The organism is Streptomyces sp. NPDC051315 (assembly GCF_044455165.1).
GTDB lineage: Bacteria > Actinomycetota > Actinomycetes > Streptomycetales > Streptomycetaceae > Streptomyces.
The window spans coordinates 12530-32032 of the sequence record NZ_JBITEN010000018.1; the positions used below are offsets into that span (position 1 = coordinate 12530).

General features: G+C 68.9%; 15 protein-coding genes and 2 pseudogenes. 9 read left to right on the top strand and 8 right to left on the bottom strand.

Going from position 1 to position 19503, the window contains the following annotated elements; all coding sequences use genetic code 11:
• The first annotated feature begins 641 nt into the window (after nucleotides 1-641).
• The 5 genes and pseudogenes from ACIBBD_RS29495 (at nucleotide 642) to ACIBBD_RS29515 (ending at nucleotide 3613) form a co-directional block, all read left to right on the top strand.
• Nucleotides 642-914: an SseB family protein gene (locus ACIBBD_RS29495; RefSeq protein WP_399422608.1), complete on the top strand. Its 273-nt coding sequence runs from the start codon at nucleotides 642-644 to the stop codon at nucleotides 912-914.
• The gene (locus ACIBBD_RS29500) at nucleotides 904-1563 is read left to right on the top strand and encodes a hypothetical protein (protein ID WP_399422609.1); all 660 of its coding nucleotides are present in this window, start codon (nucleotides 904-906) and stop codon (nucleotides 1561-1563) included. The genes ACIBBD_RS29495 and ACIBBD_RS29500 overlap by 11 nt, the downstream gene beginning before the upstream one ends.
• A 2-nt stretch (nucleotides 1564-1565) precedes the next feature.
• Nucleotides 1566-1925, top strand: a pseudogene (locus ACIBBD_RS29505) (putative T7SS-secreted protein); the annotation flags it as partial.
• Nucleotides 1926-1939: 14 nt separating this feature from the next.
• Nucleotides 1940-2290 carry a hypothetical protein gene (locus ACIBBD_RS29510; RefSeq protein ID WP_399422610.1) on the top strand — a complete coding sequence of 117 codons (351 nt, stop codon included), beginning with the start codon at nucleotides 1940-1942 and terminating at the stop codon, nucleotides 2288-2290.
• 858 nt (nucleotides 2291-3148) lie between these two features.
• Nucleotides 3149-3613, top strand: a complete 465-nt coding sequence (locus tag ACIBBD_RS29515) for a hypothetical protein (RefSeq protein WP_399422611.1) — start codon at nucleotides 3149-3151, stop codon at nucleotides 3611-3613.
• 613 nt (nucleotides 3614-4226) lie between these two features.
• Here ACIBBD_RS29515 and ACIBBD_RS29520 read toward each other — a convergent pair.
• Nucleotides 4227-5654 (bottom strand): non-reducing end alpha-L-arabinofuranosidase family hydrolase, encoded by a 1428-nt coding sequence (locus ACIBBD_RS29520; protein ID WP_399422612.1) that lies wholly within the window; start codon nucleotides 5652-5654, stop codon nucleotides 4227-4229.
• A 1634-nt stretch (nucleotides 5655-7288) separates the two neighbouring features.
• Here ACIBBD_RS29520 and ACIBBD_RS29525 point away from each other — a divergent pair.
• Nucleotides 7289-8719 (top strand): endo-1,4-beta-xylanase, encoded by a 1431-nt coding sequence (locus tag ACIBBD_RS29525; RefSeq protein ID WP_399422613.1) that lies wholly within the window; start codon nucleotides 7289-7291, stop codon nucleotides 8717-8719.
• 100 nt (nucleotides 8720-8819) lie between these two features.
• Nucleotides 8820-10118, top strand: a complete 1299-nt coding sequence (locus ACIBBD_RS29530) for an RICIN domain-containing protein (protein WP_399422614.1) — start codon at nucleotides 8820-8822, stop codon at nucleotides 10116-10118.
• Between the two features lie 526 nt (nucleotides 10119-10644).
• Here the strand turns inward: ACIBBD_RS29530 and ACIBBD_RS29535 are convergent.
• Both ACIBBD_RS29535 and ACIBBD_RS29540 read right to left on the bottom strand, forming a co-directional pair.
• Entirely contained in the window at nucleotides 10645-12012 is a 1368-nt protein-coding gene (locus ACIBBD_RS29535; RefSeq protein ID WP_399422615.1) for a class I SAM-dependent RNA methyltransferase, read from the bottom strand.
• A gap of 92 nt (nucleotides 12013-12104) precedes the next feature.
• Nucleotides 12105-14168, bottom strand: a complete 2064-nt coding sequence (locus ACIBBD_RS29540; protein ID WP_399422616.1) for an APC family permease — start codon at nucleotides 14166-14168, stop codon at nucleotides 12105-12107.
• A gap of 394 nt (nucleotides 14169-14562) precedes the next feature.
• On the opposite strand from ACIBBD_RS29540, the gene ACIBBD_RS29545 reads away from it, so the two are divergent.
• Together ACIBBD_RS29545 and ACIBBD_RS29550 are read left to right on the top strand one after the other, a co-directional pair.
• Nucleotides 14563-15231 (top strand): potassium channel family protein, encoded by a 669-nt coding sequence (locus ACIBBD_RS29545; RefSeq protein WP_399422617.1) that lies wholly within the window; start codon nucleotides 14563-14565, stop codon nucleotides 15229-15231.
• Nucleotides 15231-15908, top strand: coding sequence for a potassium channel family protein (locus ACIBBD_RS29550; protein WP_399422618.1), 678 nt, complete (start codon nucleotides 15231-15233; stop codon nucleotides 15906-15908). Before ACIBBD_RS29545 ends, ACIBBD_RS29550 begins: the two co-directional genes overlap by 1 nt.
• Before the next feature lie 135 nt (nucleotides 15909-16043).
• On the opposite strand, the gene ACIBBD_RS29555 is transcribed toward ACIBBD_RS29550, so the two are convergent.
• The 5 genes and pseudogenes from ACIBBD_RS29555 to ACIBBD_RS29575 form a co-directional block, all read right to left on the bottom strand.
• Nucleotides 16044-16796 carry a DUF3159 domain-containing protein gene (locus tag ACIBBD_RS29555; protein ID WP_399422619.1) on the bottom strand — a complete coding sequence of 251 codons (753 nt, stop codon included), beginning with the start codon at nucleotides 16794-16796 and terminating at the stop codon, nucleotides 16044-16046.
• A gap of 3 nt (nucleotides 16797-16799) precedes the next feature.
• On the bottom strand, nucleotides 16800-17198 hold the full coding sequence (locus tag ACIBBD_RS29560) for an OB-fold nucleic acid binding domain-containing protein (protein ID WP_360347242.1): 399 nt from the start codon (nucleotides 17196-17198) through the stop codon (nucleotides 16800-16802).
• Between the two features lie 62 nt (nucleotides 17199-17260).
• Nucleotides 17261-17353: pseudogene (locus tag ACIBBD_RS29565) on the bottom strand (DNA-binding response regulator); the annotation flags it as partial.
• 58 nt (nucleotides 17354-17411) lie between these two features.
• Nucleotides 17412-18617 carry an alginate lyase family protein gene (locus ACIBBD_RS29570; protein ID WP_399422620.1) on the bottom strand — a complete coding sequence of 402 codons (1206 nt, stop codon included), beginning with the start codon at nucleotides 18615-18617 and terminating at the stop codon, nucleotides 17412-17414.
• Nucleotides 18618-18737: 120 nt separating this feature from the next.
• Nucleotides 18738-19502: a DUF3710 domain-containing protein gene (locus tag ACIBBD_RS29575; RefSeq protein WP_399422621.1), complete on the bottom strand. Its 765-nt coding sequence runs from the start codon at nucleotides 19500-19502 to the stop codon at nucleotides 18738-18740.
• Nucleotide 19503 lies beyond the last annotated feature (1 nt).

Below are 19503 nucleotides of genomic sequence, written 5' to 3' on the forward strand. Positions count from 1 at the left end.
GTGCGAGACGTCGGCGATGTCAGCCGGCTCAGCGGGAAGGGCCGAGGATCACCGGTCGACGACATGGACCGCTTCGTCATCCGGCGTGATGGGGACGAGGTCACGGATGGCCACGACAGCAGGGTGGTTGAGCCTCCCCGCAGTGCGCGCCTCCCGCCGCGCTCTCTCACTGAGGACTTCTCGCTCCTGAACGGACGAACCGCGCGGAGCCCGTAACTCCTTCACAGCGACCGTACGTCCGATCAACTCGTCGTCGGAGCGACGTGCTTGGAGGAGGCGGCGGTCCGCGGTCCGGCCCGATGGCGAGTCGGGAGCGCGCCCCTCGGTGGCATCGGACTGCTCGGACCCGCACCGCGAGGACGGGCCCCGCCCACGGCGTATCGTCCTGTGGGCGACACGCGGGGCTTGGACGATCGCCAGGAGAACCACCGGCACCTGCACGCACGTCCTGCCCTACAGAGCCACCAGTCACCGTGGGCGAGGGAGGGATCGTGGAGCGGGCAAGGACAGCGCCGGCCGAGCGGATCGCCGAGCAGGGTGCGGGTGTTGGTGATCCTCGGGCCCTGTCGGTGAGATGCGACGCTCGGTCCCGCTGGTGCCGGCGGCCGACGGGGGGCTATTGGTCGGTGCGTTCGGGCGGGGTGCGGTGGATCCGCGGGTTCACCGACGAGGCCCCACTGGCGCAGGTCGCCCTGCGCCACGGATCCGGTGATCAGCCCATGGGCTACGCGGCGCTGCTGGGCGCACGCATCGTCGACGAGATCGTGCCGACCCTGAACGAGCCCGCCGGTCTCGCCGGCGACATCGCCACCGAGGACGCCTCGAAGTTCTTCCCGACGGCCGCCGGCATCGTCCCGGACGCGGTCGCGGTCGACGCCGGCCGGGCGGGAGAGGGGGACGGTCATGGGCGGTGACGCACAGGACCTGCGGCTGGGCAAGGCGGCCGTCGCGAAGTTCACGCAGGGCGTGGGTGCGACCATCGACCAGCTCGGTGAACTGGGCGGTGCCACCGGGTCGGTGATGGGGAAGGGTTTCTCGGAGCTGGCGATGACCGGGATGGAGGCCGGGCACCACGGTCTCTCGGTCGATTTCGAGGACTTCTGCGAGCGCTGGGAGTGGGGCGTGCGCGCGCTGGTGAGTGACGCCAGTGCCATCGCGAACCTGCTGGGTCTGGCGGCGGGCACGCAGTGGGAGCACGACCAGTACGTGGCGGGCTCGCTGAAGGTGGGCGTCAACGCCCTGATGGGCGGCAATCCGCACGCCAGTGAGGAGGAGATCACACAGCAGGACTGGGGCGACGTGTTCACGCCGGACGCGCTGAACCCCGACTGGAGCGCCGAGTCGTTCGACAAGGCCGGTCAGGACATCGAGCAGACGTGGAAGGACACCGGCCGCACGGTGCTCACCGAGGGCCAGGGCGGGCAGCGGTCGGAGCTGCTCAACGACGCGTTGGGCATCTCCGACGATCAGTGGAACCAGGCGCTGGACGACACGTTCGGCCCGTCGCCGCAGGAGCGCGCCCAGCAGGCAGAGCAACAGCAGGGTGAGTCCGGGGGGAACTGACGGTGGGTATCGGCGACTTCATCAGTGACATCACGCCCGACTCGGTCGAGAACGCGGTCGAGGACGGCGTCGAGTGGGTCGGCAACCGGGTCGAGGACGCGGGGAAGTGGACCGCCGACCGGCTGGACGACGTCGGCTGGGAGTCCGGTGCGGACTGGGTGCGCGTGCAGTCCCGTTCACTCGCCAACCGGATGGGCGCCGAGGTCGACGAGATGGACCTCGGGCAGACCGAGGACAAGACCAAGCTGATCTACGGCAGCTCGGACAAGCTCCGTTCCACCGCGCAGAAGCTCCGCGCTTTCCAGACGGCTTTCGACAGCGCCGGTGAGGGTCTCAAGGGCCTGGACTCCTCCCAGCTCAAGAGGTGAAGGCGGACGTGTACCAAGAATTCCTCACCCCCGACGACGAAGAGGTCTACGAGGCTATCGGCGAATGGCCGGATTCGGACGAGAGTGGCGCACGGGTTCTCACTCTGCAGGATAATTCCGGACAATCGCTCATTTTTTCCTATGATGCGCTGGCGAGGTCAGTGAGGATCCGCTGGGTGAATGATCAGGGAATCGAAATGCTGGATTCCTTCCGTGAAAGCGCAACGCGCCTTTCCTTCACCTCAGGGCAATCAACCAAGCATATTTCCATCGAATTCAGCACGGGCGAGTGCACGGGAACCATGGAGATTCAGGTGACGCCCCGCCTGTCGGTACGTGACCGCCTCCTGTTCCAATAACGAAGCGCTGCCCCTGCCGGACTGGGCGCAGCCCGAAGGTCGCCGAGTCTCGTGAGTGCCCGGACCGCCTCCTGGTGCCCCATGCGGAACCTGCGCCGCTCCATGGTCCAAACATCCGGACCGTGCGCCGCGCGCTGAGCGGTGACGAGCGCGGCAGATCGACTCGGCGCCGGCCCGCCGGATCACTGCCGGCCGCCGTGCTGTCGGGGCCGCGCACATCCTCGCCACGCGAAGAGGGCTACGCACTGGTCGCGGGAGCCCCCGCTTTCATGACCTCGGCCGTCAACGAGGGCACCGGCGCAGCCCGCGCACGCGCAGTCCGCGTCGGCGGGAGCCGGGATGTCGCACCGGGGGTGTCGGCGAGGCTCACAGGGAGGACGCCGGAGGCAGGACCACCACCTACGCCTACTACGCGTCGGGACGCCTCTTGCAGGCCTCCGGCCCGGACCGCGACCTGATCCACCGGTAGGACCGGCGCGGCCTGCTCAAGACCCAACTCGTCGACGGCCGCGCCATCCCCTACATGTACGGACGCACTGAGTAAAGCACCCAAAGCTTGGCTTGGGACCCGGGGGATTTCGTGACGGCATCGCTCAACACATATTCGGCTCTCGGAATCGTCGCGCGGTGCGGGCGGCAGTGCCTTTCATGCCCGGTCCGATCCCTCGGAAGGCGACTGCAAATCCACACTTCCATGCCGGCAAACCGAAGATCGATGACACCCGGAACTTCGTCAACTTCGGCTGGGACAATGCGAGGGTGCAGCGACCCGACGGTAGCCTCGGCTATCCGGAGTCCATGGAGAGATATGCGATCAGGTGGCGACCATCACCTGTTCTACGAAGGCGGCTGAATGCCGTGGGGATCGATGAAAGGTCAGGGATGATGAAGGACCGGCAGGCACCGGAGTGGCTGGACGCCCTTGGGCGCTGCGGACTCGAGGTGAAGGGTAAAGCAGCACCTGACGGCCCACCCGTGAACGCCGCCATCTATGTGGTCAGCGGATTCGAGGTGGAGCCGGTCGCCGCGATCCCCGCCTCCACCACCCACGCCGCCGACCAACTGGACGAGGCATGGCATCACCATGCTTCACAAGCTTCGCTCTACGGGGAGAACGGGGAGTTCCTCATCCTCCCGCCCCTACCCGGCGGGAGCGAGGTCGGCTGGGTGCGCGTGAAAGACCCGGTCGGGAAGAACCTCCCGTCTCGTATCTCCGGGGTGACGGGCTCACCCGAATTCGTCGCCGTTTCGGTTGACGGCCGCCACCTGTGTGCCGCCTCGGTCGAAGAATCCGACTACTGGGTGGTAGTGCACGAATTCTGAGGTCGAATGAGTGTCACGAGCGTCATCTCAACGCCAGGACAGCGCCCTGACGCACATCCTGCACACCTATGAGAGTCGGTCAGCGATCTTTTCCGGCGGGTTCAGGAATCGTTGTCGGTCACTACCGCAAAAACGTCACTGAGAGCTCCGCCTCCGCGGCACGCCTCCAGGCTGCTTCGACATGAGCAGCACCGCCAACCAGCGCAAAGCCGGCCCCCGGAGAGCGGGCCGCAGGTGGGGTGCCCATGCCGTGGCAGCGCGGTGGGCAGCACGCCCCCCTCGATGCCGCGGACCAGGATCGAGTACGGCGGCTGCTCGGTCACGAACCGCTCCAGGTGGTACTCCCGCGTGGCCCTCTGGGCCTCGAAGACGGGAAAGCCGGAGTATGAAGACGAGCCGATGTAGCGCACCTTGCCCTGGTGCACGAGAACGGAGAGGGCACCGACGGTCTCGGCGACGTCGGTGTCGGGGGCGAGAGGAACCCCGGCCGCCGCACGGCTGGGGTTCCTCGAGGCGGTGAGGCCGGTCAGCAGGCGGAACCGCTCACGCCGTGAACCGCTCGCCCACCCACCCGCAGACCGCACCACATCACGGTCACCGTGAATCGGGGCGGTCAGCGCCGCAGGGTGAGGACGCCCGGCCGCCACGGCAGTCGGTTGTAGTCTCCGCCCGCGGTGGGCGACTTGCCCTGGTAGAGGAACTGCAGGTTGCAGGGGTCGATGGTCATGGTCTGGTCGGGGTTGTTGCGGACCAGGTCACCGTGGCTGATGTCGTTGGTCCAGGTGGCACCACTGTTGGCCTTGCCCGCGAAGGGGTTGCTCTCGGTGGCGGCCTGCGGGGTCCACGAGCCGCTCAGGCTGGAGGCCGTGAAGGAGCGGAAGTAGCGCCCGTTCGCGCCCATCGCCTCGACGATCATGAGGTACTGGTTCTGGCCCTGAACCTTGTAGACCTGTACGCCCTCGAAGAGGTTGGCCTTCGTGTCGCTCATGATCGTCGTGTACGACGAGCCGAAGTTGCCCGGGAAGTTCCCGATCGGCATGCTCGCTCGGTAGATCTTGCCGTTGTCACCGGCGAAGAACAGGTACATGTTCTGCCCGTCGGCGATCAGGGTCTGGTCGATCGGGCCGGTGTCGGAGCCGGAGATGCTCCCGGTGAACAGCGGCTGCGGGGAGGACCAGCCGTTGGGGTTGGTGGGGTCGCTCGACGTGCGGTAGATGAAGGGCCACGCACCCCACTGGTACGCCAGCACCCATATGTTCTTGGGCGCGAAGTAGAACAGTGTGGGCGCCACCGCGGCCTGGCTCATGCCGGTCTGGCCGGCCGATGCCATGTCCGACCAGTTCGTGAAGGGACTGAACATCATCGAGCCGTACGACGATCCCGAGAAGTTCGACGCGTAGACCAGGTGCTTGCCGTTGTGCGTCACGGTGGTGAAGTCCTTCACCGCCGCCCACCCGTTCGCCGGCTGCGCCAGCACACCCGTCGACGTCCACCGGTACGTCGACGGAAGGGAACACGTGCCGTCCGGCGGGGTCGGGGTCCCGGACAGGCCGCTCCACTTCTGGTTGCTGCCGCCGTTGCACGTCCCGATCTGCACCGCTGTGCCGTTGGTCGTACCGGCGCCCGCAACCTCCAGGCACAGCCCGGACTCCACGCCGAGTACCGTGCCGTCGGAGTTGACCCGCCACTGCTGGTTCGCACCGCCGGAACAGGTCCAGATCTGCACCCGGGTACCGGCCGCGGTGGCGTGGCCCGGAACATCCAGGCACTTGTTGCCGTACACGGTGATCTGGTTGCCGTCCGTCAGCGTCCACTGCTGGTTGGTCCCGCCCCAGCAGTCATAAATCTGCAGATACGTGCCGTTGGTCTGGCTGGCGCCCGGCACGTCGAGACACCGGTTCGAGCCAACACCGCGCAGGGCGCCGGTGGAAGCCGCCTGAGCCGGGGTGGCGGCGAGCATCGCTGCCAACGCGGCCAGCACCGCCACCGCGGCGGCGAGCACCGCAGACGGATGCCTGCTGCTGAAACTTCCTCTGTGCATGGGGACTTCCTCAACCTTCAGTAGGCGGTTCCGGTCGGCCTCGTCAGAGGTTGTCCGGACTGTCGGTGCAGTGCGGTGTGCAGCGGCCTGTGAGCGCGACGGCAGACCGCTTGTGACGTCCCGGCCCTTCGCGGCCTTCCGAAAGGCCGGGGTGGCGCCCGGCGCCTTCGGGCGGCATGGGCACCAGGGGGTGGAGGCTTGGACGGCGTCGGGTGAGACCGTCGCAGTCCCGGGCGTCATCAGGACTGCCGCGGCCGGCAGGCCCGAGACCGGGGCTCGGCGACGTCCGAAGCGTTGGAGCGGGTTCATGCATTGGCGAGGCCATGACATACGCATGCAGCGCGGCTCCTTGCGACTCTGCGTTTCGGGCGGTGCGACGCGGATCTGCCCTGCTGCGCGATGGAGCTACTTCGACGTTCGCGATATCGAAGACGGGTCGAAGTTTCGAGCAACCTGAATGATAGGGAACCGATGAACGGCGTCAATACCTCTCGCATGTGTCGCGACCAAGACCGAAACATTCGAAGGAGGCTGTGCGCGAAACGTCGCACGTCACACCGGCAAATGACCGAGTCGCCCCGCACTTGGCGCCGGAGTGCAGCGATCTCGCGGACAGTGCCGAAACCCGGTCGGCTGTGTCTTCAGCGTCCGCGACACGCCGATTCTCCGAACGGCGGCAGCTGTTCGCCCCCCTCTTCAGGTGACGGGAAACGAGTCACGGGACCCGACGACCTCGGCGGGCGACTGCCGGCATCGCGGATCCGCTGATCGACGGCCGACGTGACGACCCGCCGGCTCACCGACCGCGCCGCGCGGACCCGGCGGGATCCACCGCCCTTCGGGACCAGGGCGCCGACGTGCGGGGCGACGCATTCGTGAGCTCCTGGCCCAGATCGCCGAACGGCAGGCCGCAGGCCGCGAGGAAGCAGTCCGCCCGTGCTAGCAGATCGCCCGTGCGAGCAGATCGCCCAGCTGACCGAGCAACTCATTGGGGTGGAGCGCCGCCTGGAGCGACTGGAGATCACCCGGGCGACCATCTTGGAGAACGCCGAGGACAACGACCCCGGCGGCCCCGAGCGACCGCCGCCCGCAGACCAGGATTCCGAAACTTTCGCCCGTGAAACGGAAACTTTTTCTGCAAGGAGTGTTGACGACTCGTCATCAACACCTCAATCATCCCTGTCGGAGAACCGGCCCCAGCTCGATATTTCGAACCGCCTCGCCCCTGGGCGAGCCGTGCTGCCCGGCAGATCCACGCACAGCTGCACGACAGATCCACGGCACCAGAAGCACCCGCGCCACCCCGTTTCGTTCCGGTGAGGTTCGCACCAGCGCATCCTGGCTCTTCGCGCAGTGGGAGAGGTGCGCGACGCCGCGTGGCGGTCCCCCGGCTGAGCCGCGATGGAGTTCCCCCATGCCTGTGTCGAAACACCGCCACCGCCCGCCGTACGTCACCCGACGGCCGACCGGGTGCGACGCGTGCCGGTTGAGATCGTCCCGTCCCGTGACCGCGGTGTCCGGTGATTCCGTGCTGCCCGGACTCCGGCCCGCCCCGTCCGTCTGCCGAAGGGGAGCGGACGACGCAATCCCCTGCGCTTCAGTCCTTCCGTGATCTCTACCTTGGAGGCACAGTGATGGGTTCGTATGCCCTTCCCAGACCCGTTGTCCGCCGGAAGATCCGCGGCCTGCTCTTGGCGCTGGTCGTCGGCGTCCTCGGTGCGGTCGCCGCACTGGTCGCGCCGCCGAACGCACACGCCGCCGAGAGCACGCTCGGCGCCGCGGCGGCGCAGAGCGGCCGCTACTTCGGCACCGCCATCGCCTCGGGCAGGCTGGGCGACTCGGCGTACACGGCGATCGCGAGCCGTGAGTTCAACTCGGTGACGGCCGAGAACGAGATGAAGATCGACGCCACCGAACCACAGCGGGGCCAGTTCAACTTCACCGCCGGTGACCGCGTCTACAACTGGGCGGTGCAGAACGGCAAGCAGGTGCGTGGTCACACCCTGGCCTGGCACTCCCAGCAGCCCGGCTGGATGCAGAGCCTCAGCGGCAGCACACTGCGCCAAGCGATGATCGACCACATCAACGGCGTGATGGGCCACTACAAGGGCAAGATCGCCCAGTGGGACGTCGTGAACGAGGCCTTCGCCGACGGCAGCACGGGAGCCCGGCGCGACTCCAACCTGCAGCGCACCGGCAACGACTGGATCGAGGTCGCCTTCCGCACCGCGCGCGCCGCGGACCCGGCCGCCAAGCTCTGCTACAACGACTACAACGTCGAGAACTGGACCTGGGCCAAGACCCAGGCCATGTACGCCATGGTCCGGGACTTCAAGCAGCGCGGCGTGCCGATCGACTGTGTCGGCTTCCAGTCGCACTTCAACAGCGGCAGCCCCTACAACAGCAACTTCCGCACCACACTGCAGAACTTCGCCGCCCTCGGCGTCGACGTCGCCATCACCGAACTCGACATCCAGGGCGCCCCGGCCACCACCTACGCCAACGTGACCAACGACTGCCTGGCCGTCCCGCGCTGCCTCGGCATCACCGTCTGGGGCGTGCGCGACACCGACTCCTGGCGGCCGGAGCACACGCCGCTGCTGTTCAACGGCGACGGAAGCAAGAAGCCCGCCTACACCGCCGTCCTCAACGCACTCAACGGCGGTTCCTCCACGCCCCCGGCGGATTCCGGACAGATCAAGGGCGTGGGGTCGGGCCGGTGCCTGGACGTGCCCGGCACCAGCACCACCGACGGCACCCAGCTCCAGCTGTGGGACTGCCACAGCGGCACCAACCAGCAGTGGACGTACACCGCCGCCGGCGAGCTCAGGGTGTACGGCAACAAGTGCCTGGACGCCGCCGGCACCGGCACCGGCACCAAGGTCCAGATCTACAGCTGCTGGGGGGGCGACAACCAGAAGTGGCGCCTCAACTCTGACGGATCCATCGTCGGCGTCCAGTCCGGCCTCTGCCTCGACGCCGTCGCGGGCGGCACCACCAACGGCACCCTGATCCAGCTCTACTCCTGCTCGAACGCCGGCAACCAACGCTGGACCCGCACCTGATGGGGCCTGACACAGACGAAAGGGTGAATCGATGACGGCCTACGGTGCGGCTTCTCCCGCCCCTCCAGGAAGACATCGTTGGTGGTCCCGGGTCGCCGCCGTGGTGGCGGCGACCCTCGCGATCGGCATGCTCACCGCGGTGAGTCCGGCGCCCGCCGAGGCGGCGACGGTGGACACCGATGCCTGGTACGTCCTGGTCAATCGCAACAGCGGAAAGGCGCTGGACGTCTCCGGCGCGTCCACCGCCGACGGCGCGCGGGTCAGCCAGTGGACGCGCAACGACGGAGCCAACCAGCAGTGGCAGTTCTTGGACTCCGGCGGCGGCTTCTACCGCCTCAAGGCCCGGCATTCGGGCAAGGTTCTCGACGTGGCCGGCGCCTCGACCGCAGACGGTGCCGTGATCCAGCAGTGGGCCGACCACAACGGGGCCAACCAGCAGTTCCGCCTGGCGGACTCCGACGCGGGCCACGTCCGGCTGATCAACCGCACCAGCAGCAAGGCGGTGGAGGTGCAGGGCGCCTCCACCGCCGACGGCGGCAACGTCGTCCAGTACACCGACTGGGGTGGCGCCAACCAGCAGTGGCAGATGATCAAGCTGTCGCCCGGTGGCGGCGGATGCGGCAGCGCCCCGACTCTGGCGAGCGGTACGCACACGATTCAGAGCGGCGGTAAGAGCCGCAGCTTCATCCTCAGGGTTCCCGCCAACTACGACAACAGCCGCCCCTACCGGCTGATCTTCGCGTTCCACTGGCGGGGCGGAACCGCCGGCGACGTCGCCTCGGGCGGCACGAGCGGGAACGCCTGGTCCTACTACGGCCAACAGGAACAGTCGAACGACGGCGCGATCCTCGTGGCCCCCCAGGGCCTCGGCAACGGCTGGGCCAATTCCGGCGGTGAGGACGTCACCTTCGTCGACGACATGATCCGGCGCATCGAGGGCGGCCTCTGCGTCAACCCGGCACAGCGTTTCGCCACGGGATTCAGCTGGGGCGGCGGTATGAGCTACGCACTCGCATGCAGCCGGGCCACCGTCTTCAGGGCCGTCGCGGTCATTTCCGGCGCCCAGATCAGCGGGTGCAGCGGCGGCACCCAGCCCATCGCCTACTTCGGAATCCACGGCATCAGCGACAACGTCCTCAACATCGGGCAAGGACGGTCCCTGCGCGACAAGTTCGTCACCAACAACGGCTGCACTGCCCAAAGCCCGCGCGAGCCCGCCCCGGGCAGCCGTACGCACATCACCACCACCTACTCGGGCTGCCGCGCCGGGTACCCGGTCCAATGGGCCGCGTTCGACGGAGGCCACATACCCGGTCCGGTCGACGGCTCCCCCAACGAAAGCGGCGTCGCCACCTGGACCAAAGCAGAGATCTGGAGGTTCTTCGCACAGTTCCAGTAACACCCGCATCATGAGTGGAGCCAGGAGGATCCTGGCTCCACTCCGTGGCGTCTATCCCAGTTGGAAGGTGTTGGCTCGACCGCGCACCGCTCGATGAGCATCTCCAGGAAGCCAGGGTCGGGGGTCGACCCGGCCGCCACGCCCGCCTGTAGCCGGACCGGCGGGCTCTCGGCACTCAGGATGTCGGCCACGCGGGCCTTCTGCGACGCCGCGGGTGAGCGCGCTGGAGACCCGTTCGGCAACCCCCGATGCCTCGCTCGGCCTAGGCATCGGCGAGGTGCTCGACTTGGGCCGGCAACCGACCGAGCGAGCGTCATGACGCCTCGTCGAAGTCAGCGTCGAACGAGCGTCAAGACGTTCCCCAGCCGCCTCTCACGAAGGTGAGACGGAGCGCTCCCACCCTGTGCCCGGCGCGCGAAGCCGCAGGTGGGACACGTGGCGGGGACTGCTACACGCTCCACTCGGTGGACTCCCAAACAGATCGACTCGACTCGTCATCAATCGACCTCGCCCACGAAGCAGCAGGTCAGGAGCCCTTTTGCACAGGCTCCAGAATCGCCACGCACTCCACATGATGCGTCATCGGAAACAGATCGAACGCCCGCAACGTCCGCACCCGGTACCCCCCGTCCCGGAAGTACCCCAGGTCCCGCGCCAGCGCCGCCGGGTCGCAGGCCACGTACGCGATCCTGCGGGCTCCCAGGGAGCTCAGGTGCTCGACCGTCTTGCGTCCCGCGCCCGCCCGCGGCGGGTCCAGGACGATGAGGTCGACCTCGGTGATCCCCGTCTGCGGCAGGACGCTCTCGACCTTGCCCTGCTCGATCCGCACCCGGTCGAAGCCCGCGAGGTTGTGGCGGGCGTCCTCGACGGCGCGCTTGCCGGACTCGATGCCGAGCACCGCGCCCTTGTCGCCGAGCCGGTCGGCGAGCGCGCCCGCGAAGAGACCGACTCCGCAGTACAGGTCCAGCGCCATCTCGCCCTTGCGCGGCAGCAGGCCCTGCATCACCGCGGTCACCAGGGTGTCCGCCGCCTTCGGGTGGACCTGCCAGAAGCCGCCGCTGCCGACGCGGTGGGTACGGCCGTCCGCGCGCTCGCGGACGAAGGGGCGGCCGTGGACGCGGTGGACCCCGCCGTCCTTCTCGCCGACCCGCATCACCGACACCGGCTTGTCCAGCTCCACGATCGGCAGCCGCGCGCCCGGCCGGGGCGTGAGGATGACCTGGCGGTCCTGCGAGCCCGTCGCCGCGATCGCCTCGATCGAGGCCATCCCGCTCCAGTCCCGCTTCTCGATGCCCAGCTCGCTGACGCCCTCCGCGGCGATCATGCAGTGGTCGATCGGTTCGACCTCGTGCGAACGGTGGCGGCGCAGCCCGGCGCGGCCGGTCTCCGCGTCCACCGCGTACTGCACGCGCGTCCGCCACTGCGGAACCTGGCCCGCCGGCAGCTTGTCGCCCTCGGCCGGCATCACGGTGCCGTCCCAGCCGGCCTCCTCGGGTGTGAGGCCCGCGAGCCGCTGGAGCTGCTCGGCGATGACCTCGCCCTTCATCCGGCGCTGGGCACCCGGCTTGGCGTGCTGCCAGTCGCAGCCGCCGCAGCGGCCGGGGCCGGAGAAGGGGCAGGGGGCCTCGACCCGGTCCTTGGAGGCCGACAGGATCTCCACCGCGTCCGCGCGCAGGAACCGGGCGCCCTCCTCGCCCTCGGTCACCCGGGCCACGACCCGCTCGCCGGGCAGCGCGTGCCGGACGAACAGCACCTGGCCCGAGTCGGTACGGGCGATGCAGTGGCCGCCGTGGGCGACGGGGCCGATCTCGACCTCGTACTCCTCGCCCACCAGCGAGCCCGTCGACGGGCCCTCCGGCGAGTCCGCCTGCGACTTCTTCGGTTCTGCCTGCATGGCGGGGTGACTCCACAACGTCGAACGAGGAACGGCCGGACAACAGCCCACCAGTCTACGTGGCTGTCGCCCGGCCGTTCACCACGAGCCGGTCAGGCCTCCGGGCCACCCGGGCCCGACGGCTCCTTCGTCCGGTCCTCCGCCGCGGGACCGCGCCGCACCGAACCGGGAGCGTTCCACTCCTGCCGCCTGCGGGCCCGCTTCTTCGCCACCTCGGAGGACTGCAGCTGGTACGGCACGGAGGTCACCATCACGCCCGGGGTGAACAGCAGCCGGCCCTTCAGCCGCAGGGCGCTCTGGTTGTGCAGCAGGTGCTCGTACCAGTGGCCGACCACGTACTCGGGGATGATGACCGACACCGCGTCGCGCGGCGACTCCCGGCGCAGGCTCTTGACGTACTCGATGACCGGCCGTGTGACCTCGCGGTAGGGCGAGTCGAGGACCTTCAGCGGTACCTCGATGCCGCGCCGCTCCCACTCGTCGCGCAGCGCCCTCGTCTCGGCCGGGTCGACGTTGACGGTGAGCGCCTCCAGGGTGTCGGACCGCATCAGCTTGGCGTAGGCCAGGGCGCGCAGCGTCGGGCGGTGGATCTTGGAGATCAGCAGCACGGAGTGGACGCGCGACGGGCGGACGCTGTCGTCGCTGGGGCCCTCGGGGGCGACGAGCTCCGCGGCCACGCTGTCGTAGTGGCGGCGGATCGCGGTCATCGTCCCGTAGAAGATCACCATGCCGAGCAGGGCGACCCAGGCGCCGTGCGAGAACTTGGTGATGAGGACGACGACCAGGACCAGGCCGGTGAAGAAGGCGCCGAAGGTGTTGATCGCGCGGGAGCGGATCATGTGACGGCGCTGGACGGGGTCCGTCTCGGTCGCCAGGTGCCGGTTCCAGTGGCGGACCATGCCGGTCTGGCTGAGCGTGAACGACACGAACACGCCGACGATGTACAGCTGGATCAGACGTGTGGAGTCGGCGCTGTAGATCCAGATGAGCAGCATCGCCGCGCCGGCCAGGAGCACGATGCCGTTGGAGAAGGCCAGGCGGTCGCCGCGGGTGTGCAACTGGCGGGGCAGGTAGCGGTCCTGGGCGAGGATCGAGCCGAGGACGGGGAAGCCGTTGTAGGCGGTGTTCGCCGCCAGGAACAGCACCAGGGCGGTGGCCGCCGCGAGCACGAGGAAGAAGAAGCTGCCCTTGCCGAAGACGGCCTCGGCGACCTGGGTGATCACCGGGTTCTGGACGTAGTCGGAGCCGACCGCGACACCGTTCTTCAGCAGGTCCGCGGCCGGGTTCTCGGCCATGCGGACGTCGGTGACGAGGGCCAGGACGATGATGCCGCAGAACATGGTGACGGCCAGCAGGCCCATCAGCGCCAGCGTGGTCGCCGCGTTCTTCGACTTGGGCCTGCGGAACGCCGGCACACCGTTGGAGATCGCCTCCACGCCGGTGAGCGCCGCACAACCGGAGGAGAAGGCGCGCAGCAGCAGGAAGAGCAGGGCGAAGCCGGCGAGCCCCTGGTGCTCGGGCTTGATCGTGTACTCGGCCGTGGGCGCCCGCATGGTGTCGCCCAGGACCACTCCGCGGAACGCGCCCCACGCGATCATGAGGAAGACGCCCGCGACGAACACGTACGTCGGGATCGCGAAGAGCTTGCCGGACTCCTTGACGCCGCGCAGGTTCATCAGCGTCAGCAGGACGACGACGGCCAGCGCGCAGGCCACCTTGTGCTCGACGACGAACGGGATCGCGGAGCCCAGGTTCTCGATGCCGGAGGAGATGGAGACGGCGACGGTCAGGACGTAGTCGACGAGCAGGGCGCTCGCGACGGTGAGACCGGCCTTGGCGCCGAGGTTGGTGTTGGCCACCTCGTAGTCGCCGCCGCCGCTGGGGTAGGCGTGGACGTTCTGCCGGTAGGAGGCGACCACCGTGAACATCAGCACGACGACCGCGACCGCGATCCACGGACTGAAGTGGTAGGCCGACACGCCCGCGATGGAGAGGACCAGCAGCACCTCCCCGGGCGCGTAGGCCACGGAGGAGAGTGGGTCGGAGGCGAAGACGGGTAGGGCGATGCGCTTCGGCAGGAGCGTTTCTCCGAGCCGATCACTGCGCAGTGCGCGCCCGATCAGAATCCGTTTGGGCACGTCGGTCAGTTTGGACACAACAGAGGATCGTAAGCCTTCGAACACGGGGCCGCCCACTCAGCCCCGGCCCCGGCCGGGTGATGCCGTGCCGCGTCTGCCTCCCGGGTGAATTCGGCCTCGCCGCGGCACCGGATGACCCGGCCGGGGCGATCGGCATGCCTATATGACAATCCCCCGCCCGCTGCCGCCCCTTGGAGGTTCCATGCACACGACCGCAGAGCTGATCGGCGCCGCCGGCACCCTCGTCGGCCTCGGCATTCTCACCCTCCTCAGCCTCTGGAGCATCAGCCGTCGCTGACGTCGCGGACCGTGCACGGGGGTGCCCGCCACGGACCGCGCATGTGTAGCTTGGTCAGCGGTCTGAGACCCTGTTCAAGCCACGTCAGCAACTCTTGACTTCGGAAGGACGGTTGTGCACATCGTCATCATGGGCTGCGGCAGAGTGGGCTCCGCTCTCGCCCAGACCCTGGAGCAACAGGGGCACACGGTCGCCGTGATCGACCAGGACCCCACCGCCTTCCGACGCCTCGGTTCCTCGTTCGGCGGCCGCCGGGTCACCGGAGTCGGCTTCGACCAGGACACCCTGCGCGAGGCGGGCATCGAGGAGGCCGGGGCCTTCGCCGCCGTCTCCAGCGGCGACAACTCCAACATCATCGCCGCCCGCGTGGCCCGCGAGATGTTCGGCATCGAGAACGTCGCCGCCCGCATCTACGACCCCCGCCGCGCCGAGGTCTACCAGCGCCTGGGCATCCCGACGGTCGCCACGGTCCGCTGGACCGCCGACCAGATGCTCCGCCGGCTGCTCCCGTCGGGCGCCGAGCCGCTGTGGACCGACCCCACCGGCGGCGTCCAGCTCGCCGAGGTGCACGCCTCCGCCTCCTGGGTCGGACACAAGATCAGCAAGCTGCAGGAGGAGACGGGCGTCCGCGTGGCGTTCCTGACCCGCCTCGGTGAGGCGATCCTGCCCACCTCGCAGACGGTGCTTCAGGAGGGCGATCTGGTGCACGTGATGATGCGCACCGACGAGGTCGAGAAGATCGAGGCGTCGTTCGCCGAGGGCCCGAGGGAAGGCGGTCACTGATGAGGGTCGCCATCGCCGGAGCCGGTGCCGTGGGCCGTTCGATCGCGGGCGAACTGCTGGAGAACGGCCACGAGGTCCTGCTCGTCGACAAGGCGCCGACCGCCATCTCGGTCGAGCGCGTCCCGCAGGCGGAGTGGCTGCTGGCCGACGCCTGCGAGATCACGTCCCTGGACGAGGCGGCGCTCCAGCGCTGCAACGTCGTGATCGCCGCGACGGGCGACGACAAGGTGAACCTGGTCGTCTCGCTCCTCGCCAAGACCGAGTACGGCGTTCCGCGCGTCGTCGCCCGCGTCAACAACCCCAAGAACGAGTGGCTCTTCAACGAGTCCTGGGGCGTGGACGTCGCCGTCTCCACCCCCCGCCTGATGTCCGCGCTGGTCGAGGAGGCGGTGAGCGTCGGCGATCTGGTCCGCCTGCTCCGATTCAGCCACGGCGACGCCAATCTCGTCGAACTGACCCTGCCCGAGGAGTCGGCCCTGGCCGGCACCCAGGTCGGTGACGTCGAGTGGCCCGAGGACACCTCCCTGGTCACCATCATCCGCGGCACGCGCGTCCTGACTCCGTCGCGCGAGGACTCCCTGGAACCGGGCGACGAGCTCCTGTTCGTGGCCGCCCAGGCCCGGGAGGAGCAGCTGGAGGACCTGCTGTCGGTACGGCGGGAGGGCACGGGCACCTGAGCCCGCCAGGACGAACGCGACGCCGGGCGGGCTGAGTCAGCCCGCCCGGCGTCGCGTTCGAGGACGAGGCCCGTCAGGGCCGACGCGGGTCCTGGGGGCGGCAACGTTCAGCGAGGGCGACACCCACCCCGGAGACTAGGGCTCCCGGCGGTGCCGCCCACCGGCCTCCGCGGACTCCTGCCCTGAGGCTTCCTTCTCCGCCTCCGCCTTCTCCGCCGCTTCCATCTCGGCGAAGACGTCGATCGGCGCCGGCGCCTTCGCCAGGAACACCCACGTCAGCCACACGGCCAGCAGGAACGGCGGGATCTTCAGCGCGACCAGCACCCAGCCCAGCTGCGTCGTGTCGGCCCACCAGTACAGCGGGAAGAGGATCGCGCACTTGCCGAGCAGGATCAGTCCCCAGGCGTAACTGGCCTTGGCGTACGCCTTCTTCCGCCCGGGGTTGCGGGTCCGCCAGGAGAGGTTCTCCTTGAAGACGGGCCCGAGGATCAGGCCGAGCAGCGGCACCCCGCACAGCGTCGTGATGATGTACGCCAACGACAGCCCGAGCGTGTACAGCATGCCGGGCAGGTAGAAGTCCTTCGCGTTGCCGGTCATCATCGCGAACACGACACCGAAGGCGACGCCGAAGACACCGCTGAAGGCGTGCTTCACGGTGTCCTTCATGGCCAGGCGCACCACGACCAGGATCAGCGACACCGCGAGAGCGGCGATCGCCGACATGTGCAGGTCCTTGTTGATCGTGTAGATCGTGACGAAGAGCAGGCCGGGCAGCACCGTCTCGACCATGCCCCGCACCCCGCCGAACGCCTCGAACAGCGCGGCCTCCGTCACCGTCCGGGCGTCGTCCTGCTGAGTGTCTTCGGTCGGCTTGTCGAGCGACGTCACCGGCTACTCCCTACCGAGGGGTCTCAGTTCGTACTTCGGGTTGAACAGCACGCGGCGGCCCCGGCTCATCGATATCCGGCCCGATGCGATGAGGCGGCGCCCCGGTTCTATCCCCACGATGGAGCGCCTGCCCAGCCACACCACGTCCAGCGCGGCGGAACCGTCGAACAGCTCGGCCTCCAGGGCCGGGACTCCGGCGCGCGGCCGCAGGGTGACCGTGCGCAAGGTACCAGTAACCGTCACTATCTGTCGGTCCTGGCAGTCTCCGATGCGGATGCAGCCGGCGGTGTCGGCGTCCTCCCGCAGCTCCTCGGACTCCAGGTCCTCCTGCGACGAGGAGAGCCGGTCGAGCATGCGCCGGAACCGGCCCACCGGCTTCTCGGAACGAGGAACAGCACTCATATCTGAAGCGTACCGGGACGCACCGACAGGACCGCAGCCGCGTGCCGGACCGCCCGGACGGCTCACTTCTCGAACCGGTACCCCGTCCCCGGCTCGGTGATGAAGTGCTCAGGGTGCGACGGATCCACCTCCAGCCTCCTTCGCGACTGCGCCATCGATTCTCCTCACCGGTTCATCGGACGAGACCCCCCGATCGGTTCACGCCCGATCGGTTCACGCGGTGCTGTCCCCGTGCGTCAGCGTCTCCCAGGCGACGAAGAGGTTGTTGGTGCCGGCCGGGCGGTTCTGCAGGGTCAGGGTCTGGGTGTTCGTCATCGCGGCGCCCAGGCGGTTGTGCAGCGCGTTGTAGCCCACCTCGGTCACCGGGCCGAGTCCGAGCGTGAGGGATCCCCCGCACAGCCAGCTGGGGACGGTGGTGCCGAGCTGGTACTTGGCGTGGAAGCCGAGGGCGTGGCGCAGCCGCTCGCCGACGTCGGTGCCGTACAGGTCCTGCCCCTGGATCCGGCTGGTCTCGGCGACGTGCGAGATCGCCGAGATGCCGTACCCGGTGTGGGTGAAGTCGCGGCAGGTCTCCTGGCTGAGGCCGGTGACGAAGGTGGACTGCCCCTGCCAGTAGGCGACGATCTTCTCCCGGGTGTTCAGGTTCTGGCTCGGCACGGTCTTCGGCAGCTCGCCGTCGGAGGCCAGGTAGACGTAGGCGGCCGTGCGGGTCCGGAAGCGCGCCATGGCCTTGTCGTACGACGCCTTGTCCTCCAGGAAGACGGAGATGCCGACGGCGGCCTCCGTCATCGACAGCTCCCAGTTCCCGTTGGAGTTCGAGCCGTTGATGATCTCGGGCAGGTAGACGTCCCGGAGCATGGTCGCGAAGCGGCCGGAGTTCGGCCAGGTGCCGGTGTACGCGTGCTTGATGATCTCGGCCGCCCTGGGCCAGGAGGAACCGGCCCAGCCGGTCTGCAGGGGTGCGTTGCTGTTGGTGTGGTCGCGGATCACGGCCGACCACGCGTCCATGAGCTCGATGGCCTTGCGCGCGTGCCGGTCGTCGCGCGTGACGTACCAGGCGAGGGCGTGGGTGTAGGCGGCGAGGGCGTCCTCGCGCTCGTCCGTGCAGCCGTTGTTCGGGTTGGAGTAGGAACCGCACTCGACGATCGCGCGGGGCTTGGGGACGCGGTCGAGGTCGGCGTACTTGCTGGCGATCATGCGGTCGAAGGCGCCCTTCCAGGGCTGGGCGCCGGCGTCGACCTGCCCGCGGGCGAAGTCGAGCTGGGCCCGGGAGACGGTGACGCCGGGGTGGACGAAGCTCGCGGGGGCGGCCTCGGCACGGTGAGTGGCCGGTGCCGTGAGGGCACCCAGCAGGAGGGCGGTGACGGTCACAAGGAAGGCGGTTCTACGCACAGCGGCTCCGTTCTCGTATGTGAACATAGAGCGCCCCTATGAACCAGGCGTTGAGCGGAGACCGTAGGTACAGACCAATTCGGCGTCAAGGGGCCGCGCAGCAAGAAGGGCCGCACCCGGGGGTGCGGCCCTTGTCGCGGTTCTGGTTCAGCGGACCTCGGTGATCTCCGGTCCGCGCTGAAGCTGGCCCATTCCACCGGAGAAGCGGGAGCCCGCCTCCTCCTGCTGGACGCCCTCGGGGACCATCTGGGCGTCGTTCGGCAGCTTGAGGACGATCGGGTCGCGGGGCGCCATGGGGCCGTCGCCGCGGACCACGACCGTGTCCCGGAAGATCTGCTCGAGCAGGCCGGCCGCCTGCGGCTGCACCGCGCCCTGACCCGAGATCACACCGCGCAGGAACCAGCGGGGGCCGTCCACGCCGACGAACCGCACGACATGGAACCCGCCCGTGCCGTCCGGCAGCTGCACCGGCACCTGGGCCCGCAGCTCCCAGCCCAGCGGGCCCTCGACCTCGTCGACGATGCCGCCCTGCTGGGTGATGCCCGAGCCGATCTCCTCGCGCACCTCGCCCCAGATGCCCTCGCGCTTGGGCGCGGCGAAGGCCTGCAGCTGGATGGCGCTGTCGCGCAGCACGACGGTGGCCGCGACGATCGCGTCGCCCGCGACCTCGACCCGCAGCTCCATGCCGTCGACCCCGGGCACGAAGAGTCCGCCCAGGTCCACCCGGCCCTCACCGGGGTCGCGTACCTCCGAGCTGTCCCACGGCCCGTCGGGCCGCGGCTCGGGCTCGAGCCGTACGCGCTCGCGCTCGCCCACTACCTCGTCCGCCTCAGTGTCGACACTGTCGACGACCTGCTCGGCCTCGCCGGCCGCGTCCTCGGCGGCACCCTTCTTCTTGCGACGTCCGAACACG

Bases quoted from the DNA above. Each gene is read 5' to 3' on its own strand.
- ACIBBD_RS29525 (WP_399422613.1), top strand. From the start codon at position 7,289: ATGGGTTCGTATGCCCTTCCCAGACCCGTTGTCCGCCGGAAGATCCGC.
- ACIBBD_RS29560 (WP_360347242.1), bottom strand. From the start codon at position 17,198: ATGAGTGCTGTTCCTCGTTCCGAGAAGCCGGTGGGCCGGTTCCGGCGC.
- ACIBBD_RS29570 (WP_399422620.1), bottom strand. From the start codon at position 18,617: ATGTTCACATACGAGAACGGAGCCGCTGTGCGTAGAACCGCCTTCCTT.
- ACIBBD_RS29520 (WP_399422612.1), bottom strand. From the start codon at position 5,654: ATGCACAGAGGAAGTTTCAGCAGCAGGCATCCGTCTGCGGTGCTCGCC.
- ACIBBD_RS29500 (WP_399422609.1), top strand. From the start codon at position 904: ATGGGCGGTGACGCACAGGACCTGCGGCTGGGCAAGGCGGCCGTCGCG.
- ACIBBD_RS29550 (WP_399422618.1), top strand. From the start codon at position 15,231: ATGAGGGTCGCCATCGCCGGAGCCGGTGCCGTGGGCCGTTCGATCGCG.
- ACIBBD_RS29535 (WP_399422615.1), bottom strand. From the start codon at position 12,012: ATGCAGGCAGAACCGAAGAAGTCGCAGGCGGACTCGCCGGAGGGCCCG.